At 74.2% G+C, this 15,520-nt stretch carries 13 protein-coding genes; 8 read left to right on the forward strand and 5 right to left on the reverse strand.

The features are described 5' to 3' along the window. Positions 1-4: 4 nt before the first annotated feature. Both ACZ466_RS38265 and ACZ466_RS38270 read left to right on the forward strand, forming a co-directional pair. On the forward strand, positions 5-1,420 hold the full coding sequence (locus tag ACZ466_RS38265; RefSeq protein WP_378281807.1) for an Nramp family divalent metal transporter: 1,416 nt from the start codon (positions 5-7) through the stop codon (positions 1,418-1,420). A 149-nt stretch (positions 1,421-1,569) separates the two neighbouring features. Next, positions 1,570-2,466 (forward strand): DUF6338 family protein, encoded by an 897-nt coding sequence (locus tag ACZ466_RS38270; RefSeq protein WP_378281808.1) that lies wholly within the window; start codon positions 1,570-1,572, stop codon positions 2,464-2,466. A 73-nt stretch (positions 2,467-2,539) separates the two neighbouring features. Here ACZ466_RS38270 and ACZ466_RS38275 read toward each other — a convergent pair whose 3' ends face one another. Then, positions 2,540-3,091: a hemerythrin domain-containing protein gene (locus ACZ466_RS38275; protein WP_378281809.1), complete on the reverse strand. Its 552-nt coding sequence runs from the start codon at positions 3,089-3,091 to the stop codon at positions 2,540-2,542. Positions 3,092-3,317: 226 nt separating this feature from the next. On the opposite strand from ACZ466_RS38275, the gene ACZ466_RS38280 reads away from it, so the two are divergent. The 5 genes from ACZ466_RS38280 (at position 3,318) to ACZ466_RS38300 (ending at position 7,896) form a co-directional block, all read left to right on the forward strand. Beyond that, positions 3,318-3,905, forward strand: a complete 588-nt coding sequence (locus tag ACZ466_RS38280) for a sigma-70 family RNA polymerase sigma factor (protein WP_378281810.1) — start codon at positions 3,318-3,320, stop codon at positions 3,903-3,905. A 57-nt stretch (positions 3,906-3,962) separates the two neighbouring features. After that, a complete protein-coding gene (locus ACZ466_RS38285; protein WP_378281811.1) occupies positions 3,963-5,264 on the forward strand; it encodes an NAD(P)/FAD-dependent oxidoreductase in 1,302 nt (433 codons plus the stop codon). A gap of 123 nt (positions 5,265-5,387) precedes the next feature. Further along, on the forward strand, positions 5,388-5,987 hold the full coding sequence (locus ACZ466_RS38290) for an NADPH-dependent FMN reductase (RefSeq protein ID WP_378281812.1): 600 nt from the start codon (positions 5,388-5,390) through the stop codon (positions 5,985-5,987). Between the two features lie 29 nt (positions 5,988-6,016). Next, a complete protein-coding gene (locus tag ACZ466_RS38295) occupies positions 6,017-7,042 on the forward strand; it encodes an ATP-binding cassette domain-containing protein (RefSeq protein ID WP_378281813.1) in 1,026 nt (341 codons plus the stop codon). Next, positions 7,039-7,896: an ABC transporter permease gene (locus tag ACZ466_RS38300; protein WP_378281814.1), complete on the forward strand. Its 858-nt coding sequence runs from the start codon at positions 7,039-7,041 to the stop codon at positions 7,894-7,896. The genes ACZ466_RS38295 and ACZ466_RS38300 overlap by 4 nt, the downstream gene beginning before the upstream one ends. A gap of 57 nt (positions 7,897-7,953) precedes the next feature. Here the strand turns inward: ACZ466_RS38300 and ACZ466_RS38305 are convergent, their stop codons facing one another. Next, positions 7,954-11,130, reverse strand: a complete 3,177-nt coding sequence (locus ACZ466_RS38305) for an AAA family ATPase (protein ID WP_378281815.1) — start codon at positions 11,128-11,130, stop codon at positions 7,954-7,956. Between the two features lie 218 nt (positions 11,131-11,348). Here ACZ466_RS38305 and ACZ466_RS38310 point away from each other — a divergent pair, with 218 nt between their 5' ends. Further along, positions 11,349-12,359: a 2-dehydropantoate 2-reductase gene (locus ACZ466_RS38310; RefSeq protein ID WP_378281816.1), complete on the forward strand. Its 1,011-nt coding sequence runs from the start codon at positions 11,349-11,351 to the stop codon at positions 12,357-12,359. A 10-nt stretch (positions 12,360-12,369) separates the two neighbouring features. On the opposite strand, the gene ACZ466_RS38315 is transcribed toward ACZ466_RS38310, so the two are convergent. The 3 genes from ACZ466_RS38315 to ACZ466_RS38325 form a co-directional block, all read right to left on the reverse strand. Next, positions 12,370-12,981, reverse strand: coding sequence for a Dps family protein (locus ACZ466_RS38315; protein ID WP_378281817.1), 612 nt, complete (start codon positions 12,979-12,981; stop codon positions 12,370-12,372). Positions 12,982-13,161: 180 nt separating this feature from the next. Beyond that, on the reverse strand, positions 13,162-14,154 hold the full coding sequence (locus ACZ466_RS38320; RefSeq protein WP_378281818.1) for a hypothetical protein: 993 nt from the start codon (positions 14,152-14,154) through the stop codon (positions 13,162-13,164). A gap of 53 nt (positions 14,155-14,207) precedes the next feature. Further along, positions 14,208-14,960: an SDR family NAD(P)-dependent oxidoreductase gene (locus tag ACZ466_RS38325; protein ID WP_378281819.1), complete on the reverse strand. Its 753-nt coding sequence runs from the start codon at positions 14,958-14,960 to the stop codon at positions 14,208-14,210. Positions 14,961-15,520 lie beyond the last annotated feature (560 nt).

Below are 15,520 nucleotides of genomic sequence, written 5' to 3' on the forward strand. Positions count from 1 at the left end.
TCGCATGAGCCAACACACCACCTCGCCCGGCCGCCCCGCGGAACCGGCGGCCGTCCGGGACCTGCCCGAGCCGATGCCGCTGCGCCGCATGGTCGGCCCGGGGATCGTCGCCGTCGGCATCGGCATGGCGGCGGGGGAGATCATCCTCTGGCCGTACCTCACCTCGATCGGCGGGCTCGGGCTGCTGTGGCTGGCCCTGGCCACGCTGGTCGTCCAGCTGGTCATCAACATGGAGATCGAGCGGTACACGCTGGCCACCGGCCAGACCGTGGTCGCCGGCTTCTCCCGGTGGTGGAAGGGCTGGGGCGTCCTGATCTGCCTGGCGGGCGCCTTCCAGTACGTCTGGCCGGGCTGGGCCACCAGCGGCTCGACGGTGTTCACCTACCTGGCCGGCGGCGGCGACCCGGTCTGGATCACCGTCGGGGTGCTGGTCGCCATCGGCGCCCTGCTCACCCTCTCCAAGGTGATCTACCGGACGGTGGAGCGGGTCGAGGCCGTCAAGGTGGCGCTGACCCTGTTCTTCCTCGCCGTCGCGGCGGTGTTCGTGATCTCCCTGTCCACCTGGGGCGAGGGCGCGGAGAAGACGGTGACCGGCTTCGGGCGGATCCCCGACGGCATCACCTTCACCATGATCCTCAGCGCGCTCGGCGCGGCCGGCGCGGGCGGCGTGCACAACCTGGTCCTCAGCAACTGGATCCGCGACAAGCGGTACGGCATGGGCGCGCACGTGCCGCGCCTGATCTCGCCGATCACCGGCCGGGAGGAGGCCGCGGGCGGCGACCGCTTCACCTTCCCCGAGACCGCGGAGAACCTGGCCCGCTGGCGGGTCTGGTGGAAGCGCGCGAACGTCGAGCACTTCGTCACCTTCTTCCTGGTCTGCCTGGTCACCATCAGCGTGATGAGCCTGCTGGCGTACGAGACGCTGTTCGGCCGCGGCGACCTGGAGTCCGGCCCGTCGTTCCTGCGCGTCCAGGGCGAGGTCATGGCCGCCGAGGTCGGGGAATGGCTCAAGCCGCTGTTCTTCGCGATCGCCGCGGTCTCGCTCTGGGCGGCGGCGATGGGGCTGCTGGACGTCATCGGCCGCGTGGCCTCGGACTTCCTGCGCCGCAACTACCTCGCCGGCTCGGCCCGCTGGACCGAGTCGCGCCTCTACCTCGCCGTGGTGTGGGCCGAGATCGTCCTGGGCTCGGCCATCCTGCTGGCGGGCTTCGACCAGCCGATCGCGCTGCTGCTGGTGTCCACCTGCGCCGCGTCGGTCGTCACCCTGCTCTACTCGATCCTGCTGGTCCGGCTGAACACCCGCGACCTGCCCGGAGCCGTGCGGATCCGCGGCGTCCGGCTCGCCGGGATGGTCATCGCCATCGCCTTCTACGGCTTCTTCGCCCTGGCGATGGTCATCACCCAGATCCAGGACCTCTAGTCCGCGCGACCGCATAGGCGCCTTTAATTGGACTACTCGTCCATCGACTCCGGCTGTTGAAATCGGGTCCGTCTACTGGAAGGATTTGGCCCTCAAGAACCCGGGGGCAGGACTTTGCGGTGCGTGCGCGCTGGAGGGAATGGCTCTTTGTGAACCTGACGCTGCTCGCGCATATCGTCCCGCTGGCGCTGGTCCTGCTTCCCGGGGTGCATTACGACCGGCTGCGCCGCCGCGAGCCCGGGCGGGCGCGGCGCCACCCCGAGCCCTCGCAGTACGGGCGCGTGGTCCTCGCCGGGGCGCTCGTCACCGCGGCCACCCTCCTGGCGCTGGAACTGCTCCGCCTGGTGGGCCCGCGGACCCTGATCAGCCTGGGCGAGGCGCGCGAGAACGGCGCCCTGCGGGTGCCCTCGTTCGGCGTCATGACGTGGTCCTTGGTGTGCTTCCTCATGATCTCGCTCACCCTGGCGTCGCTGGCCGCCGCCGTCCTGGCCAGGCTGGAGGACGGCTCCGCCGCCTGGCAGCGCGCCGTGCGCGCGGCGGGCGTGACCGGCACGGCGGCGACCCGGCGGTGGCTGGAGTTCGCCGGCCGCGACGTGGAGGTCGAGGTCAAGCTGACCTGCGGCGACACCTACCGGGGCGTGTACGGGGACCGGTCGGTCGACCGCGCCCGCGGCGTCCAGTACATCACCCTGAACGGGCCCATCTTCGAGGTCGACGGGCACGGGCGGCCGCTGCCGCTGGACGCCCTGCACTGGGACCACATGCTGGTGCCCACGCGCGCGATCACCAGCCTGCTGGTCCGGCCCGTCGACCGGCGGGAGGACCCCGTACCGGCGGCCGTTCCGGGCGCCGTTCCCACCGGCACCGTTCCGGGGGGAATGCGTTCCCGCCACTCGATCCCCCGGGAGACCCTCTCCTGCCGCGCCAAGGCGGCGGCGCGGCACATTTACGATGAACGTTCCGATCCCCGCCTCCTGACGAAGCTGCTGGCGACGCAAGTGATTTCCATCGGCTTCGTGGGATTGCTCTCGGGAATTGTCGCCTAGCCGCCGCATATGAGTGGTCCAGGCGCGGGGCCGGTTCACGCGCGCCGTTCACGCGATGTTCACGGGCGGCGGTTCAGATCCGGCCGGCCAGGTGGTCGCGGACCCGGTCGACCAGCCCGCCGCCCGGGGCGAGCAGCCGGCTGAGCGGCGGTCCGCCCGCCGGACGCGCCCGGGACGGCGCCGCGGCGCGCGCCGCCCGCACCCGCCTGCCCAGCTCGGCCAGTTCCGCGGCGTCGGCGTGCCGGGCCAGCCGGGGGAACAGGGTGGCCTCCTCGTCCTGCACGTGCGCCATCACGTCGCTGACCAGGCTGGTGACCATGCGGTCGAAGGCGGGGTCGCCGACATCGGTCTCCGCCAGCCGCCGGAGCAGCTTCTCGACCTCGGCGTGGTCTTCGATCTCGCGGTCGGCCACGGCGTCCCCGTCCGGCACGATCCTGCGCGCGGCCGGGTACAGGTACCGCTCCTCGGCGACCGCGTGGCGGACCAGCTCGACCGTCACCTCCCCGGCCATCCGGCGCTTCTCCTCGGCGCCGAGCGCCAGCTGGAGGTCGTCGAACATGGTCTGGATCTCGCGGTGCTCGTGGGTGAGGACTCCGATGATGTCGTCTTCCCCGTGCGGGCGCATGTGGCGTTCCCCCCCTCGCCGTGTTCTGGCTGATGGGGCATCTACCCGGCTACCTGCAACGAAACGGACACGCCCGGGATCGCGCGGTCGCTCCGGGTCGATCGTTAAACGCGCCAAATGTCGGGCATACGGTCCATTCCGGACTCGCCACGCGAAGGGGGAACGACATGAACGCGGTGGCCCAGGGGTCCTGGCCCGGCGGCGGAACGCGTGAACGGAGCCCCGCATGCCCATGACCGAGCCGGGCGCGGACCGGGACCGCCGGCGCTTCGAACGGGACGCGGTGCCCTACCTCGACCAGCTGTACGCCGCCGCGCTCCGGATGACCCGCAACCCCGCGGACGCCGAGGACCTCGTCCAGGACGCCTTCGCCAAGGCCTACGCCTCGTTCCACCGGTTCGAGGAGGGCACCAACCTGCGGGCCTGGCTCTACCGCATCCTGACCAACACCTTCATCAACGAGTACCGGAAGAAGCAGCGGCGGCCCGTCCAGTCGACCGCCGAGTCGATCGAGGACTGGCAGCTGGCCGAGGCGGCCTCGCACACCCCCGGCGGGCTGAAGTCGGCCGAGACCGCCGCGCTGGAGCGGCTGCCCGACTCGGAGGTGAAACGGGCCCTGGGCGACCTGCCGGAGGAGTTCCGGCTGCCGATCTACCTCGCCGACGTGGAGGGGTTCGCCTACAAGGAGATCGCGAACATCCTCGGGGTCCCGATCGGGACGGTGATGTCCCGCCTGCACCGCGGCCGCCGCCGGCTGCGCACGCGGCTGGAGGGCTACGCCCGGGACCGCGGCTTCGCCACGTCCTCCTCGTGACCATGAGGACGAGGCCAGGGTGAGGTGACCGCCGGAGACGGATAGGGGGGCGGGCGGATGCGACGTCCGAAGATCGTGATCGTCGGTGCCGGGTTCGCCGGCTTCCACGCCGCGCGCAGGCTGGCGCGGCTCGCCCGGGGGCGGGCGGACATCGTGGTGATCAACCCGACCGACTACTTCCTGTACGTGCCGCTGCTGCCCGAGGTGGCCGGCGGCCTGCTGGACCCGCGCCGGGTCGCGGTGTCGCTGCCCGCCGCGCTGCCGGGCGCGCGGCTGGTGCTCGGCGAGGTCGAGCACGTGGACGTGGCGGCGCGCCGCGTCCGCTACTGCGACCCGGAGGGCGTGCGCGGCGAGACCGGCTACGACCGGCTGGTGCTGTCGGTGGGCAGCGTCAACAAGCTGCTGCCGATCCCGGGCGTGGCCGAGCACGCGCACGGCTTCCGCGGCATCCCCGAGGCGCTGTACCTGCGCGACCACGTGATCCGCCAGATCGAGCTGGCCGACACCGCCGAGGACCCCCGCGAACGCGCCGCGCGCCGCACGTTCGTGGTGGTCGGCGCCGGTTACACCGGCACGGAGGTGGCCGCGCACGGCGTGCTGCTCACCCGCACGCTGGCCCGCCGCCATCCACACTTGGGCGACCCGCCGCGCTGGCTGCTGCTGGACGTGGCCCCCCGCGTGCTGCCGGAGCTGCACGAGCGGATGTCGCGCACCGCGGAGCGCGTGCTGCGCGGGCGCGGCGTCGACGTCCGGACCGGCACCTCGATCCGGGAGGCGACCCACGAGGGCGTCCTGCTCAGCGACGGCGCGTTCGTGCCGACGCGCTCGATCGTGTGGTGCGTCGGCGTCCGCCCCGACCCGCTGGTGAAGGCCCTGGGCCTGGACACCGTCAGGGGCAGGCTCGTCGTCGACGAGTACCTCACCGTGCCGGGCCACCCGGAGCTCTACGCCTGCGGCGACGCGGCCGCCGTGCCCGATCTGACCAGGCCCGGCGCGGTGACGCCGATGACCGCGCAGCACGCCGTGCGGCAGGGCGACCGCGTCGCGCGCAACATCGCCGCCTCGTACGGGGAGGGCGTCCGCCGCCCCTACCGGCACCGCGACCTCGGCTTCGTCGTCGATCTGGGCGGGACGCAGGCCGCCGCCGACCCGCTGGGCGTCCCGCTGTCGGGCCTGGCCGCCAAGACGGTGACCCGCGGCTACCACCTGCTGTCGCTGCCGGGGAACCGCACCCGCACCGCTGCCGACTGGCTGCTGAACGCCGCGCTGGGCCGGCAGACCGTCCAGCTCGGCCTGGTCCGGTCCCCGCTCGTTCCGCTGGACACCGACGCGCCCGAGCTCCCGCTCATCCACCACTGACCCCGCGCCCCACGGGCCGGGCGCCCGCTAGATCGGAACTAGCGGGCGTCCGGCCCGATCTCGCGCCTGGCGGGTGAGGGCCGTGACCGCACGGGCGGCCCGGCGGCGATCGGGAGGTGCGCGATGGGGTGTGCGGGCGGCACGGACGCCGCGGAGCCGGACCGGACCGGACCGGTGCGCCTCGCGGTCATCATCGGCAGCACCCGGGCGGGCCGGTCCGGCGAGGGCGTCGCCCGCTGGTTCGCCGACCGCGCCCGCGCCCGCGCGGACCTTGAGGTCGACGTCGTCGACCTCGCCGACTTCGACCTCCCGGCCCGCTACCTGTGCGCGGTCACGCCCGGCGTGGCCGCGTTCATCGGACGGGTCGAGCGGGCCGACGCCTTCGCCGTCGTCACCCCCGAGTACAACCACAGCTTCCCGGCCTCCCTCAAACAGGCCATCGACTACGCCTACGACGAGTGGCGGGCCAAGCCCGTCGGGTTCGTGGCCTACGGGCACGGCTCCGAGGGCCTGTACGCGATCGAGCATCTGAGGACGGTCTTCACCGAGCTGCACATGGCGACGGTGCGCGGGCGCGTGACGTTCGACCTGCTCGCCTCGGACGGCGGACCGCCCGTCCAGGACGGCGCCCTGGAACGGGACGCCGAGGCCATGCTCGACCAGCTCGCCTGGTGGGGCCTGGCCCTGCGCGAGGCCCGCGCGGCACGGCCGTACGTCTCCTGAACGAACGAAACCGAAAGGGCGGACATGACATGAGCACACCTGATACAGAACTGGCGATCGAGACCTCGGGACTGGTCAAGACGTTCGGGAAGACCAGGGCGCTGGACGGCGTCGACCTGGCCGTCCCGCGCGGCATCGTGTACGGGGTCCTCGGGCCCAACGGCGCGGGCAAGACCACCGCGGTGCGGGTGCTGTCCACGCTGCTGCGCGCCGACGGCGGCCAGGCCCGGGTCTTCGGCCACGACGTGCGCCGCGACCCCGACGCGGTGCGCTCCCGGGTCAGCCTGACCGGGCAGTACGCCTCGGTGGACGAGGACCTCACCGGCACCGAGAACCTGGTCCTGCTGGGCCGGCTGATCGGCTACGGCAAGCCCGCGGCGCGGGAGCGCTCGGCCCGGCTGCTGGAGGCGTTCGGGCTGACCGAGGCCGCCGACCGGCAGGTCAAGAACTACTCGGGCGGGATGCGGCGGCGCATCGACATCGCCGCCAGCATCCTGAACACCCCCGACCTGCTGTTCCTGGACGAGCCCACCACCGGCCTGGACCCGCGCAGCCGCAACCAGGTCTGGGAGATCGTCCGGGTCGTGGTGGCGCAGGGCACCACGGTGCTGCTGACCACCCAGTACCTGGAGGAGGCCGACCGGCTGGCCGGCCGGATCGCGGTCATCGACCACGGCAGGGTGATCGCGGAGGGCACCCCGGGCGAGCTCAAGTCCTCGGTGGGCGCGGGCTCGGTGCACGTGCGGCTGCGCGATGCCGCGCAGCGTCCCGAGGCGCAGCGGCTGCTGGCCCGCGTCCTGGACGCCCCGGTGGAGCCCGAGCCCGAGCCGGTCGCGCTGACCGCCCGGCTGACCGGCGGCGGCACCGGCGCCGGCGGCCAGGGCGGCGCCGAGCAGGCCTCCCGCGCGCTGGCCGAGCTGGCGGCGGCCGGGATCACCGTGGACGACTTCTCCCTCGGCCAGCCCAGCCTGGACGAGGTGTTCCTCACCCTGACCGGCCGCCCGGCCGAGCAGGCCGCCGGCGACGGCGACGACGGCAAGGAGATGGCGGCATGACGACGGCGACCACGACCACGACCACCGACGAGGCGCCCGGCGCCTACGTCCCCTCCCCGGAGATCATCGGCGCGGTGCTGGCGCCCTCCGAACGGCCCCGCCGGCCGAGCGCGCTGTCGGCGTCGATGACCTTCGGCTGGCGGGCCATGCTGAAGATCAAGCACGTGCCCGAGCAGCTGTTCGACGTCACCGTCTTCCCGGTGATCATGACGCTGATGTTCACCTACCTGTTCGGCGGGGCGCTGGCCGGCTCGGTCACCGACTACCTGCAGTTCCTGCTGCCGGGCATCATGGTGATGAGCGTGATCATGACGACCATGTACACCGGCGTGTCGGTCAACACCGACATCGAGAAGGGCGTCTTCGACCGGTTCCGCACCCTGCCGATGTGGCGGCCCGCGCCGATGGTCGGCTACCTGCTCGGCGACATGTTCCGCTACACGGCGGCGTCGCTGGTGATCCTGGTGCTCGGCCTGGTGCTGGGCTTCCGCCCGGACGGCGGCCCGGCGGGGGTGCTGGCGGGCATCGCGGTGCTGGTGCTGTTCTCGTTCGCCTTCTCGTGGGTCTGGACGATGTTCGGCCTGCTGATGCGCTCGGAGAAGTCGGTCATGGGCGTCAGCATGATGGTGCTGTTCCCGCTCACCTTCCTCAGCAACATCCTGGTGCGGCCGGAGACGATGCCGGGCTGGCTCCAGGCGTTCGTGGACGTCAACCCGATCACCCACCTGGTCGCGGTGGTCCGCGGCTTCATGGAGGGGGACGTGGGCGGCGAGCTGTTCTGGGTGGTCGGCTGGGGCGCCGCCTTCATCCTGGTGTTCGGCTCCCTCACGATGTGGCTCTACAACCGCAAGTGACCGGTGCCGCCGCGGGCCCGGCCGGGACGATCCCGGCCGGGCCCGGCGCGTTCGCCGTCACAGCCGCCAGCGGGCGGCGGGATGGGGCTGGTAGAGGCAGGTGGCGCCGGTGGAGACGGAGGCCCGCAGATGGCCGGCCAGCTCCGGATGGTGGTGGTCGAGCTTGCGCAGGGTGTCGCGGATCCGCGCGGTGACGGCCTTGCGGGCCCGCTCGGCCTCGTCGCCCAGGCGGCGGGTGCGCCCGGCCAGCCCGGCGGCGGCGCGCAGCTCCTCCAGCAGGGCGGCCCGCTCCCGGTCGTGCTCGGCGGCCCGGCGGTCGTCGCCGAGCGCCGCCGCCCGGTCGATCTCCTCGTCCAGGACCTCCAGCCGCCGCCGGTAGCTCGCCTTGGCCCGCTCGTCGAGGACGTCGTCGCCGCCCATCCGGCGGGCCGCCGCCACGGCCTCGCCGCCCTCGGGGGCCAGCAGCGTCACCGCCGGGATCGGCGTGCCGGGGCTGCCGAGGAGATGGTGCAGGTCGCGCAGGCCCTTGGCGTCGGGCAGGTGGACGGTGCGGCCCTCGTACGACAGTGTCCAGACCCGCCCGTCGAAGCGGAACACGGCACCGGAGGGCCCGGGCTCATGCTCGGCCGCCCCGGCGGCGTCACCGCTCAGGTCGGCGAGGGCCTCGGCGGCGCGGGCGGGCACGTGCAGCATCCCGAGGTCCTCGGCCTCGGCCACCGCCTCGGCCAGCAGCGCCCGCGCGGCGCCGCGGTCGCGGTCGCGGCCCCGCGCCGCCAGCACCAGCCCGAGCCGCACGCGCGCCTCGACCGACCACGGGCGTGCCCCCAGCCGGTCGGCCGAGCGGAAGGCCGCCGTCAGCCGCTCGACCGCGTCGTCCCAGCGCCCCTGGGCGGCGTCGACCAGGCCCAGCCAGAGGTCCGTCGGGCCGCTCACGTCGCAGCCGTACAGCGCCACCGCCCACAGGCCGCGGTGCGGCAGCAGGGCCGACCGGGCCCGCTCCCACAGCCGGGGATCGCCCGACACGGCCGCGGCCTGCGCCAGGAAGCGCAGCCACAGCGGCTCGATGACGCGCGGGTACGGGAGCGCCCCGTCCTCGATCGCCTCCAGCAGCCGCAGCGCGGTGGCGGCGTCGCCGCGTTCCACGGCGGTGATGCCCTCCAGCAGCACGGCGTAGGGGTGCCCGTGCTCCCGGATCGCCGCGTGCAGCGCGGTGGCCTCGTCGAACGCGCCCCGCAGCGCGGCGAGCGCCCAGCGCAGGTGGACGCCCATGAACCCGAACTCCTGGTGGGCCTCGTCCTCGCCGATCTCGTCGATGGCGGTGATGAGGGCCGCGGCCTCCTCGAAACGCCCCTGCAGCGTGTTGACGATGCCCTTGTCGATCAGGGAGGCCGCGCCCCACAGGGTGGAGTCGTCGTCCTGCGTGAGGGCGACGAAGTCGCGGTAGTGGTCGAGGTAGCGCGGGTCGCCCTGCTCCAGCAGCGCCACCCAGCGGAACGAGGTGGCGAACGCGACCGCGGCCCGGTCGCCGGAGCGCCGCGCGATGTCGGCCAGCTCCACGGTGAGCGCCTCGCGCTCGGCCGCGGTGCCCAGGCCGAGGATGGCGTCGTGCCGCGCCCACAGCCCGAACGCCAGCCCCTCCTCGTCGCCGCCCTCGCGGGCCATTCCGGTGACCTTCTCCGCCACCTCCTGCGCCAGCTGGTAGGGCGGCACCGTGGCCGCCGGCTCCGCGCCGCCGACCAGCCGGCGGTGCGCCTCGCGCAGCAGCTCGACGCGGCGGGTGCCGCCGATCTCGGCCTGGTGCCGGTAGGCGGCCAGCGCCACCCGGGCGAGCAGCTCGGGGTCGTCGGCCTTCCGGGCCAGCCCGATCGCCTCCTCGAACGCCCGCCAGGAGGCGTCGGCCCCGCCGTCGCGGTGGAGCGTCCCGCCGAGCTCGAGGGTGATCAGCGTGCGGTCGCGGAGGCGGTCGGGCGGGACCCGCTCCAGCGCGCGCCGCAGGTGCAGCGCGGCCTCCTCCACCGACAGCCGGGCCGAGGCGTGGTCGGCGGCCGCCTTCAGCAGCCGCACCGCCCGCATCGGGTCGACGAGGTCGCCGGCGAGATGGGCGTGCCGGGCCGACTCGGTCGGCAGCATCCCCTCGGCGAGCGCGGGGGAGCGGTCGAGGGCCCGCACCACCGCCGCGTGCGCCTCCCGGGCGGCGTCCTCGTCGAGCGCGTCGTACAGGGTCTCCCTGACCAGGTCGTGGGCGAAGGCGTACCGGCCCTCGCCGAGGGCGGTCACCAGCCGGGCGGCCAGCGCCTGGTCGAGCAACCGGTCCACGTGCGGCACGGGGGTCTCCGCGGTCGCCGCGAGCACCCGGCGGTGGAACTCGCGGCCCAGGACGGCCGCCGCGGTCAGCATCCGCCCGACCGGCGGGGCCAGCAGCGACAGCCGCCGCTGCACGGCGGCGCGCACGCCCGGCGCGATCGCGGTGACGGTGCCGCCGCCGTGCCAGAGCCGCGCGGTCTGCTCCACGAAGAACGGGTTGCCGCCGGTCCGCCGGTGCACCTCGGCGACCAGGGCGGCCTCGGGCTCCAGGCCGACCGTGCGGGACATCAGCGCGCCGACCTCGGCGCGGCCCAGCCCGGTCAGCGTCACCATCGTGGCCTGGGCGGCCAGCGCGGCCAGCTGCCCGCGCAGCGGGTGCTCGCCGCCCTCCACCTCGACGTCGCGGTAGGCGCCGACCAGCAGCAGCCGCTCGAACCAGGTGTGCCGCGCCGCGAACTCCAGCAGGCGGACCGAGGCGGCGTCGGCCCAGTGCAGATCGTCCAGCACCACCACGACCGGGCGCCGCTGCGACGCGGCCACCAGCGCGGTCGTGACCGCGTCGTAGAGCCGGAACCCGTCGGCGCCCGCGCCGCCGGGCGGCGGGGACTCGCCCAGCAGCGCGCCCAGCTCGGCGCCCGCCAGCTCCTGGAGCCGGGCCCATTCCGCCTCGCCGGCGGCCCGCCCCAGCGCCCGGACGACCTGCGTCCACGGCCAGTAGCCGGGGGCGGCGGCCGAGTCCCAGCAGGAGCCGCCGAGGACCAGGACGCCCTCGCCGCGGGCGCGCTGCACCGCGCTGGTGACCAGGGACGTCTTGCCGATCCCGGCCTCGCCGGTGACCAGCACCAGCCCGCCGTGGCTGGTGGTGGCCCGCTCGATCTCGGCGTCCAGCACCGACGCGGGATGCTCCCGTCCGATCAGCGCGGATGTCATGGTGGGCCGCCGTCTCCTCGTGGTGCGTCGGGGTCGTGGAGGTGCGGATCGACGGTATCGACCGGCACCGACAAAACGGCGGGCGTCTCCGCCTCCCCCGGTTTCCGCAGCCTACGCTGACCTACACCGACGCCCCGCCGACGACAAGGAGCACCCCCCGTGACCCGTGGCCCCGACGGACTCGCGTTCCAGGTCCAGCCCCTGGAGGTCGATGCGGCATGAGGATCTGCGTCTACGGGCTGGGGGCGATCGGCGGCCTGGTCGCGGCGCGGCTGGCCCGGTCGGGGGTGCCGGTGTCGGCGGTCGCGCGCGGCGCGACGCTGGAGGCCGTCCGCGCGCGGGGCGGGCTCGTCCTGGCCGAGGGGCCGGACGGGGAGCGCTCCGCGCCGATCCCGGTCACCGTCGCCGCGGACCCGGCCCGGCTCGGCGTCCAGGGCGTGGTCGTGATCGCGCTGAAGGCGACCGCGCTGCCGGCCGCCGCGCCGTCCATCGCCCGCCTGGCCGGCCCGGACACCGTGCTGCTGCCCGCCATGAACGGGATCCCCTGGTGGTTCTTCCACGGCCTCGGCCACGACGTCCGCCTGGAGTCCACCGACCCCGGCGGCGCGGTGTCGGCGGCGCTGCCCGCCGGGCGGGTCGTCGGCGGCGTCGTGCACCTGAGCGCGTCCTGCCCCGAGCCCGGCGTGGTACGGCACCCGGCGGGGGAGGGGATCATCCTCGGCGAGCCGCGCGGCGGCGGCTCGGACCGGGTGGAGGCCGTCGCCGGGCCGCTGCGCGGCGCCGGCTTCGAGGTGCGGATCAGCGACCGGATCCAGCGGGACGTCTGGTACAAGCTGTGGGGCAACATGACCATGAACCCGCTGTCGGCCCTCACCGGCGCCACCCTGGACCGGATCCTGGACGACCCGCTGGTGCGGGGCGTCGCCAGCGCGTGCATGCGGGAGGCGGCCGAGGTCGGCGCCCGGATCGGGCTGCCCGTCGACGCCGACCCCGAGGAGCGGCACGCCGTCACCCGCGGGCTGGGCGCGGTGCGGACCTCGATGCTCCAGGACGTGGACGCCGGCCGCCCGACCGAACTGGACGCGCTGGTGACCGCGGTGGCCGAACTGGCGCGCCGCGTCGGCGTCCCCACGCCGCACATCGACGGGCTGCTCGGGCTGGCCCGCCTCAGCGCCCAGGTCCGCGGCCTCTACCCGGAGACCGGCTTCCCCGCCCTGGAGCCCCGCTGACCGGCGCGGGTCAGCGGGAGTGGCCGTCGTGCGGCGCCTCGATCAGCGGGGTGTCGACCAGGTGCTCGATCAGGAACCAGGTCTGCAGCTCGCCGGTGCGGACGACGTCCGACACCAGCAGGTCGTTGGTGCCGTCGTCGCCCATCTCCTGGGCGCGGGCGGCCGCGTCGTGGGCGGCGACCAGGATCGTCTCGTGCGCCTGGATCAGCCGCGACAGCATCGCGGGGACCTCCTCGGCGCCGTCCGGCGGGCGCGGGATGACGGTGATCTCCGCGACGTGGCGGGGGTCGCCGACCGCGACGCCGCCGAGGGTCTGCACCCGCTCGGCGATCAGGTCCACCAGCTTGAGCTGCTCCTCGGCGTGCTTGTCGAGCAGCAGGTGGAGCTGGTAGAACGTCGGGCCGCGCATCAGCCAGTGGTGCTTCTTGTAGAGGCCGTAGAGGATCTGGGTGTCGGCCAGGACCTGGTTGAGCCGCTGGCAGGAGTACATCCGCGCGTCGAACGACAGCCCGAGCGGGAACATCCGGACCGTGCCGAACTCCTGGATCTCTCTTCCGTCGGTGTGCACCCACGGCTGGCTGCTCGTCTTCCCGGACTGCTTGCTGGTGCGCTGGGCGGCCACGGACGACTCCCCTCCCGATCACGGTACGAACAGGCGTAACCGTTCCCGGGAACGGGCCGGACCAGCTCTCGGAGCGACCATCGCGACGCCAAGAATGGGCAAGGATCACCGATCGACGGGCGGGAGCGCGGCGCGGCGCCGCGCAGCGCCGCGGCCCCCGCGGGCCGGGAACGGGCGGCGCTACGGCAGCGGGCGCCGGTAGAACAGCGCGGCGCCCAGCAGGTAGGCCGCGGCGCGGTCGGCGGTGTCGCAGAGCATCTGCTTGCGGCGCCGGCCGTTCTGCACGAGGAACACCGACCAGCGGCCGGCTTCCGGCACCAGGCACCAGGCGCCCTCCGCGACCTGGTTGATCCGGTACGCGGCCGGGTCGACGCCCAGGTCCTTGAGGCGCCGTTCGAGGTCGGCCAGCGGGTCGTCGGCCATCGGCGCCTGCTGCCCCGGCCCGGGGTACGGCGCGTAGCCGGGGCCCGGGAAGGGACCGCCGGGGAAGGCGTTCGGCAGCGGCGGCGGCCCGCCCGCCCCGAACGGGACGGGAGGCGCGGGCGGCCCGGGATACGCCCCGGGCGGACCCGGCGGCATGGGAGGCGGCGGGTAGCCCCCGGGGGCGGGCATGGGCGCGCCGGGGAACGGCCCCGGGACGGGCGGCGGCCCGCCCGGCCCGGCCAGGCCGGGACCGTAACCGGGAGGAGGCGGGTACGGGGCGCCTCCCGGAGGCGGCGGGCCTCCCGGGAACGCTCCGGGCTGCCCGTACGGGGCGCCCTGCTGCTGCGGTGCGTGCGCCCCGGGCGGCGGCGCCGGGTCGGGCTCCCGCTGCCCGGTGGCGATCTGGATCGCGATCTCCAGGGTGGCGTCGTCCACCTCGGCGAGACGGTGGCCCTGCGCGCGGATGTGCGCGACGAGATCGGGTTCCGGGGCGATGCCGTGCTCGTCGAGGTAGTAGTAGACCGCCCCGGCCCAGACCCACGCGCCGTCGGTCTTGAAGACCAGCGGCACCCGGTCGCCGCGGGAGGGCTCCACGTCGTCGGGGGCGTACGAGCGGGCCGCGATCACCGTCTTGGCGTTCCGGAGGTACTCGACGACGCGGGGCACCTCGTCATCGGGGACCGGGGGACGGTTGACCGACGGCCGTTCTCCGTTCGCCGCCGGACGGTCGAACACACGGGCACTGCGCATGCTCCCCGAAGATACACACGGGCACCGGCCGTTCCCGAACGAACACGATCATCTCAGCCGAAGGTGGCGCCGCCGTTGACCGCGAGGGTCTGGCCGGTGATGAACGCCGCCCGCTCCGAGGCCAGGAACGCCACGGCCTCGCCCACGTCGTCCGGGACGCCCAGGTGCCCCAGCGGGAGCCGGTCCGCGTACTCCCTCCTGACCTCGGCGGGGACGCCGTCGTGCCGGTCGGTGGGGATCCAGCCGGGCGCGACGAAGTTGACGGTGATGCCGTGCGGGCCGAGCTCGCGGGCCCAGCCGCGGGTCAGCCCGAGCTGGGCGGACTTGGCCGCGACGTAGGCGCTGGAGGACGGCGGGCCCAGTTGGACCACGTCGGAGCCGATGTGGACGATGCGGCCGAACCGGCGCCGCTTCATCCCGGCGACCGCCAGCCGGGTGAGCAGCAGCGGGCCCTTGACGAAGAAGTCGAGCTGGTCGAGGACGTCCTGCCAGGTCACCTCCTCGACGGGCAGGTCGGGCTGGGGCCCGGTCGCGTTGAACACCAGGACGTCGAGCCGGCCGAAGGCGTCCAGCACGCGCTCGTGCAGGTCCTCGACCCCGGCCTCGTCGGTCACGTCGGCCCGGAACAGCTCGGCGCGGCCGCCGGCGGCGGCGATCCGCCCGCGCAGCGCCTCGGCGGCGTCCCGGTCGCGCAGGTAGTTGATGCCGACGGCGACGCCGTCGCGGGCCAGCGCGGCGGAGATCGCGGCGCCCAGCCCGCGGGACGCGCCCGTGACCAGGGCCGCCCGCCCGTCTCCGCCGGTCACCGGCGGCTCCCGTCGTCCTCCGGCGCCCGCGCGCCGCATCGCCGCATGACCCTTCACCACCCTGCCGTGCCGTTCCGCCGTGACCATCCCGGCGACTGCTAGATACCCGTCCGGGCCGCGGGAATCGCTTCACCGAAGCCTTTACTCATTGTCGTTACCCGGGTGCGCAACGTTGATGGGGTTGGCCGTTCCGGTGCACGTGTTCTTTGGAATGGCATCAATTTTCGATTGATCTCTATTTACGGATGGCCTCGCCGCGGGACGGGAATTCGCCGTTCTGTGGTTCCGGGACGGGTGGCGCGGGCTCGCTTTCCCGCGGCGGCCCGGAGGTGGTCGGATGCGGGCGATCGGGCGTTCGCCGGCTCGTCCTGGAGAAGGTTGCCGCTGGTCATCGATGATCCTCGCGGCGCTCAGCGAAGAATGCCCGAATATCCCGTGTCGTCCATAAAACGGGAAGTATGTCGTGATGTTGGGGAAGTGGTGGGAGTCCGACCGTGGACGTCTGGAACGGGGGATATGGTCGATCGGCAGTTATGGGGGCGGGCTGCGGGCGTTTTTGC

The organism is Actinomadura rugatobispora, assembly GCF_055379765.1.

What these genes read in the sequence shown, in the direction of transcription:
- ACZ466_RS38275 (WP_378281809.1), bottom strand. Translation starts at nt 3,091, where the DNA reads ATGCGCCCGCACGGGGAAGACGACATCATCGGAGTCCTCACCCACGAG.
- ACZ466_RS38285 (WP_378281811.1), top strand. Translation starts at nt 3,963, where the DNA reads ATGCGACGTCCGAAGATCGTGATCGTCGGTGCCGGGTTCGCCGGCTTC.
- ACZ466_RS38310 (WP_378281816.1), top strand. Translation starts at nt 11,349, where the DNA reads ATGAGGATCTGCGTCTACGGGCTGGGGGCGATCGGCGGCCTGGTCGCG.
- ACZ466_RS38320 (WP_378281818.1), bottom strand. Translation starts at nt 14,154, where the DNA reads ATGCGCAGTGCCCGTGTGTTCGACCGTCCGGCGGCGAACGGAGAACGG.
- ACZ466_RS38305 (WP_378281815.1), bottom strand. Translation starts at nt 11,130, where the DNA reads ATGACATCCGCGCTGATCGGACGGGAGCATCCCGCGTCGGTGCTGGAC.
- ACZ466_RS38280 (WP_378281810.1), top strand. Translation starts at nt 3,318, where the DNA reads ATGCCCATGACCGAGCCGGGCGCGGACCGGGACCGCCGGCGCTTCGAA.
- ACZ466_RS38295 (WP_378281813.1), top strand. Translation starts at nt 6,017, where the DNA reads ATGAGCACACCTGATACAGAACTGGCGATCGAGACCTCGGGACTGGTC.
- ACZ466_RS38290 (WP_378281812.1), top strand. Translation starts at nt 5,388, where the DNA reads ATGGGGTGTGCGGGCGGCACGGACGCCGCGGAGCCGGACCGGACCGGA.
- ACZ466_RS38300 (WP_378281814.1), top strand. Translation starts at nt 7,039, where the DNA reads ATGACGACGGCGACCACGACCACGACCACCGACGAGGCGCCCGGCGCC.
- ACZ466_RS38265 (WP_378281807.1), top strand. Translation starts at nt 5, where the DNA reads ATGAGCCAACACACCACCTCGCCCGGCCGCCCCGCGGAACCGGCGGCC.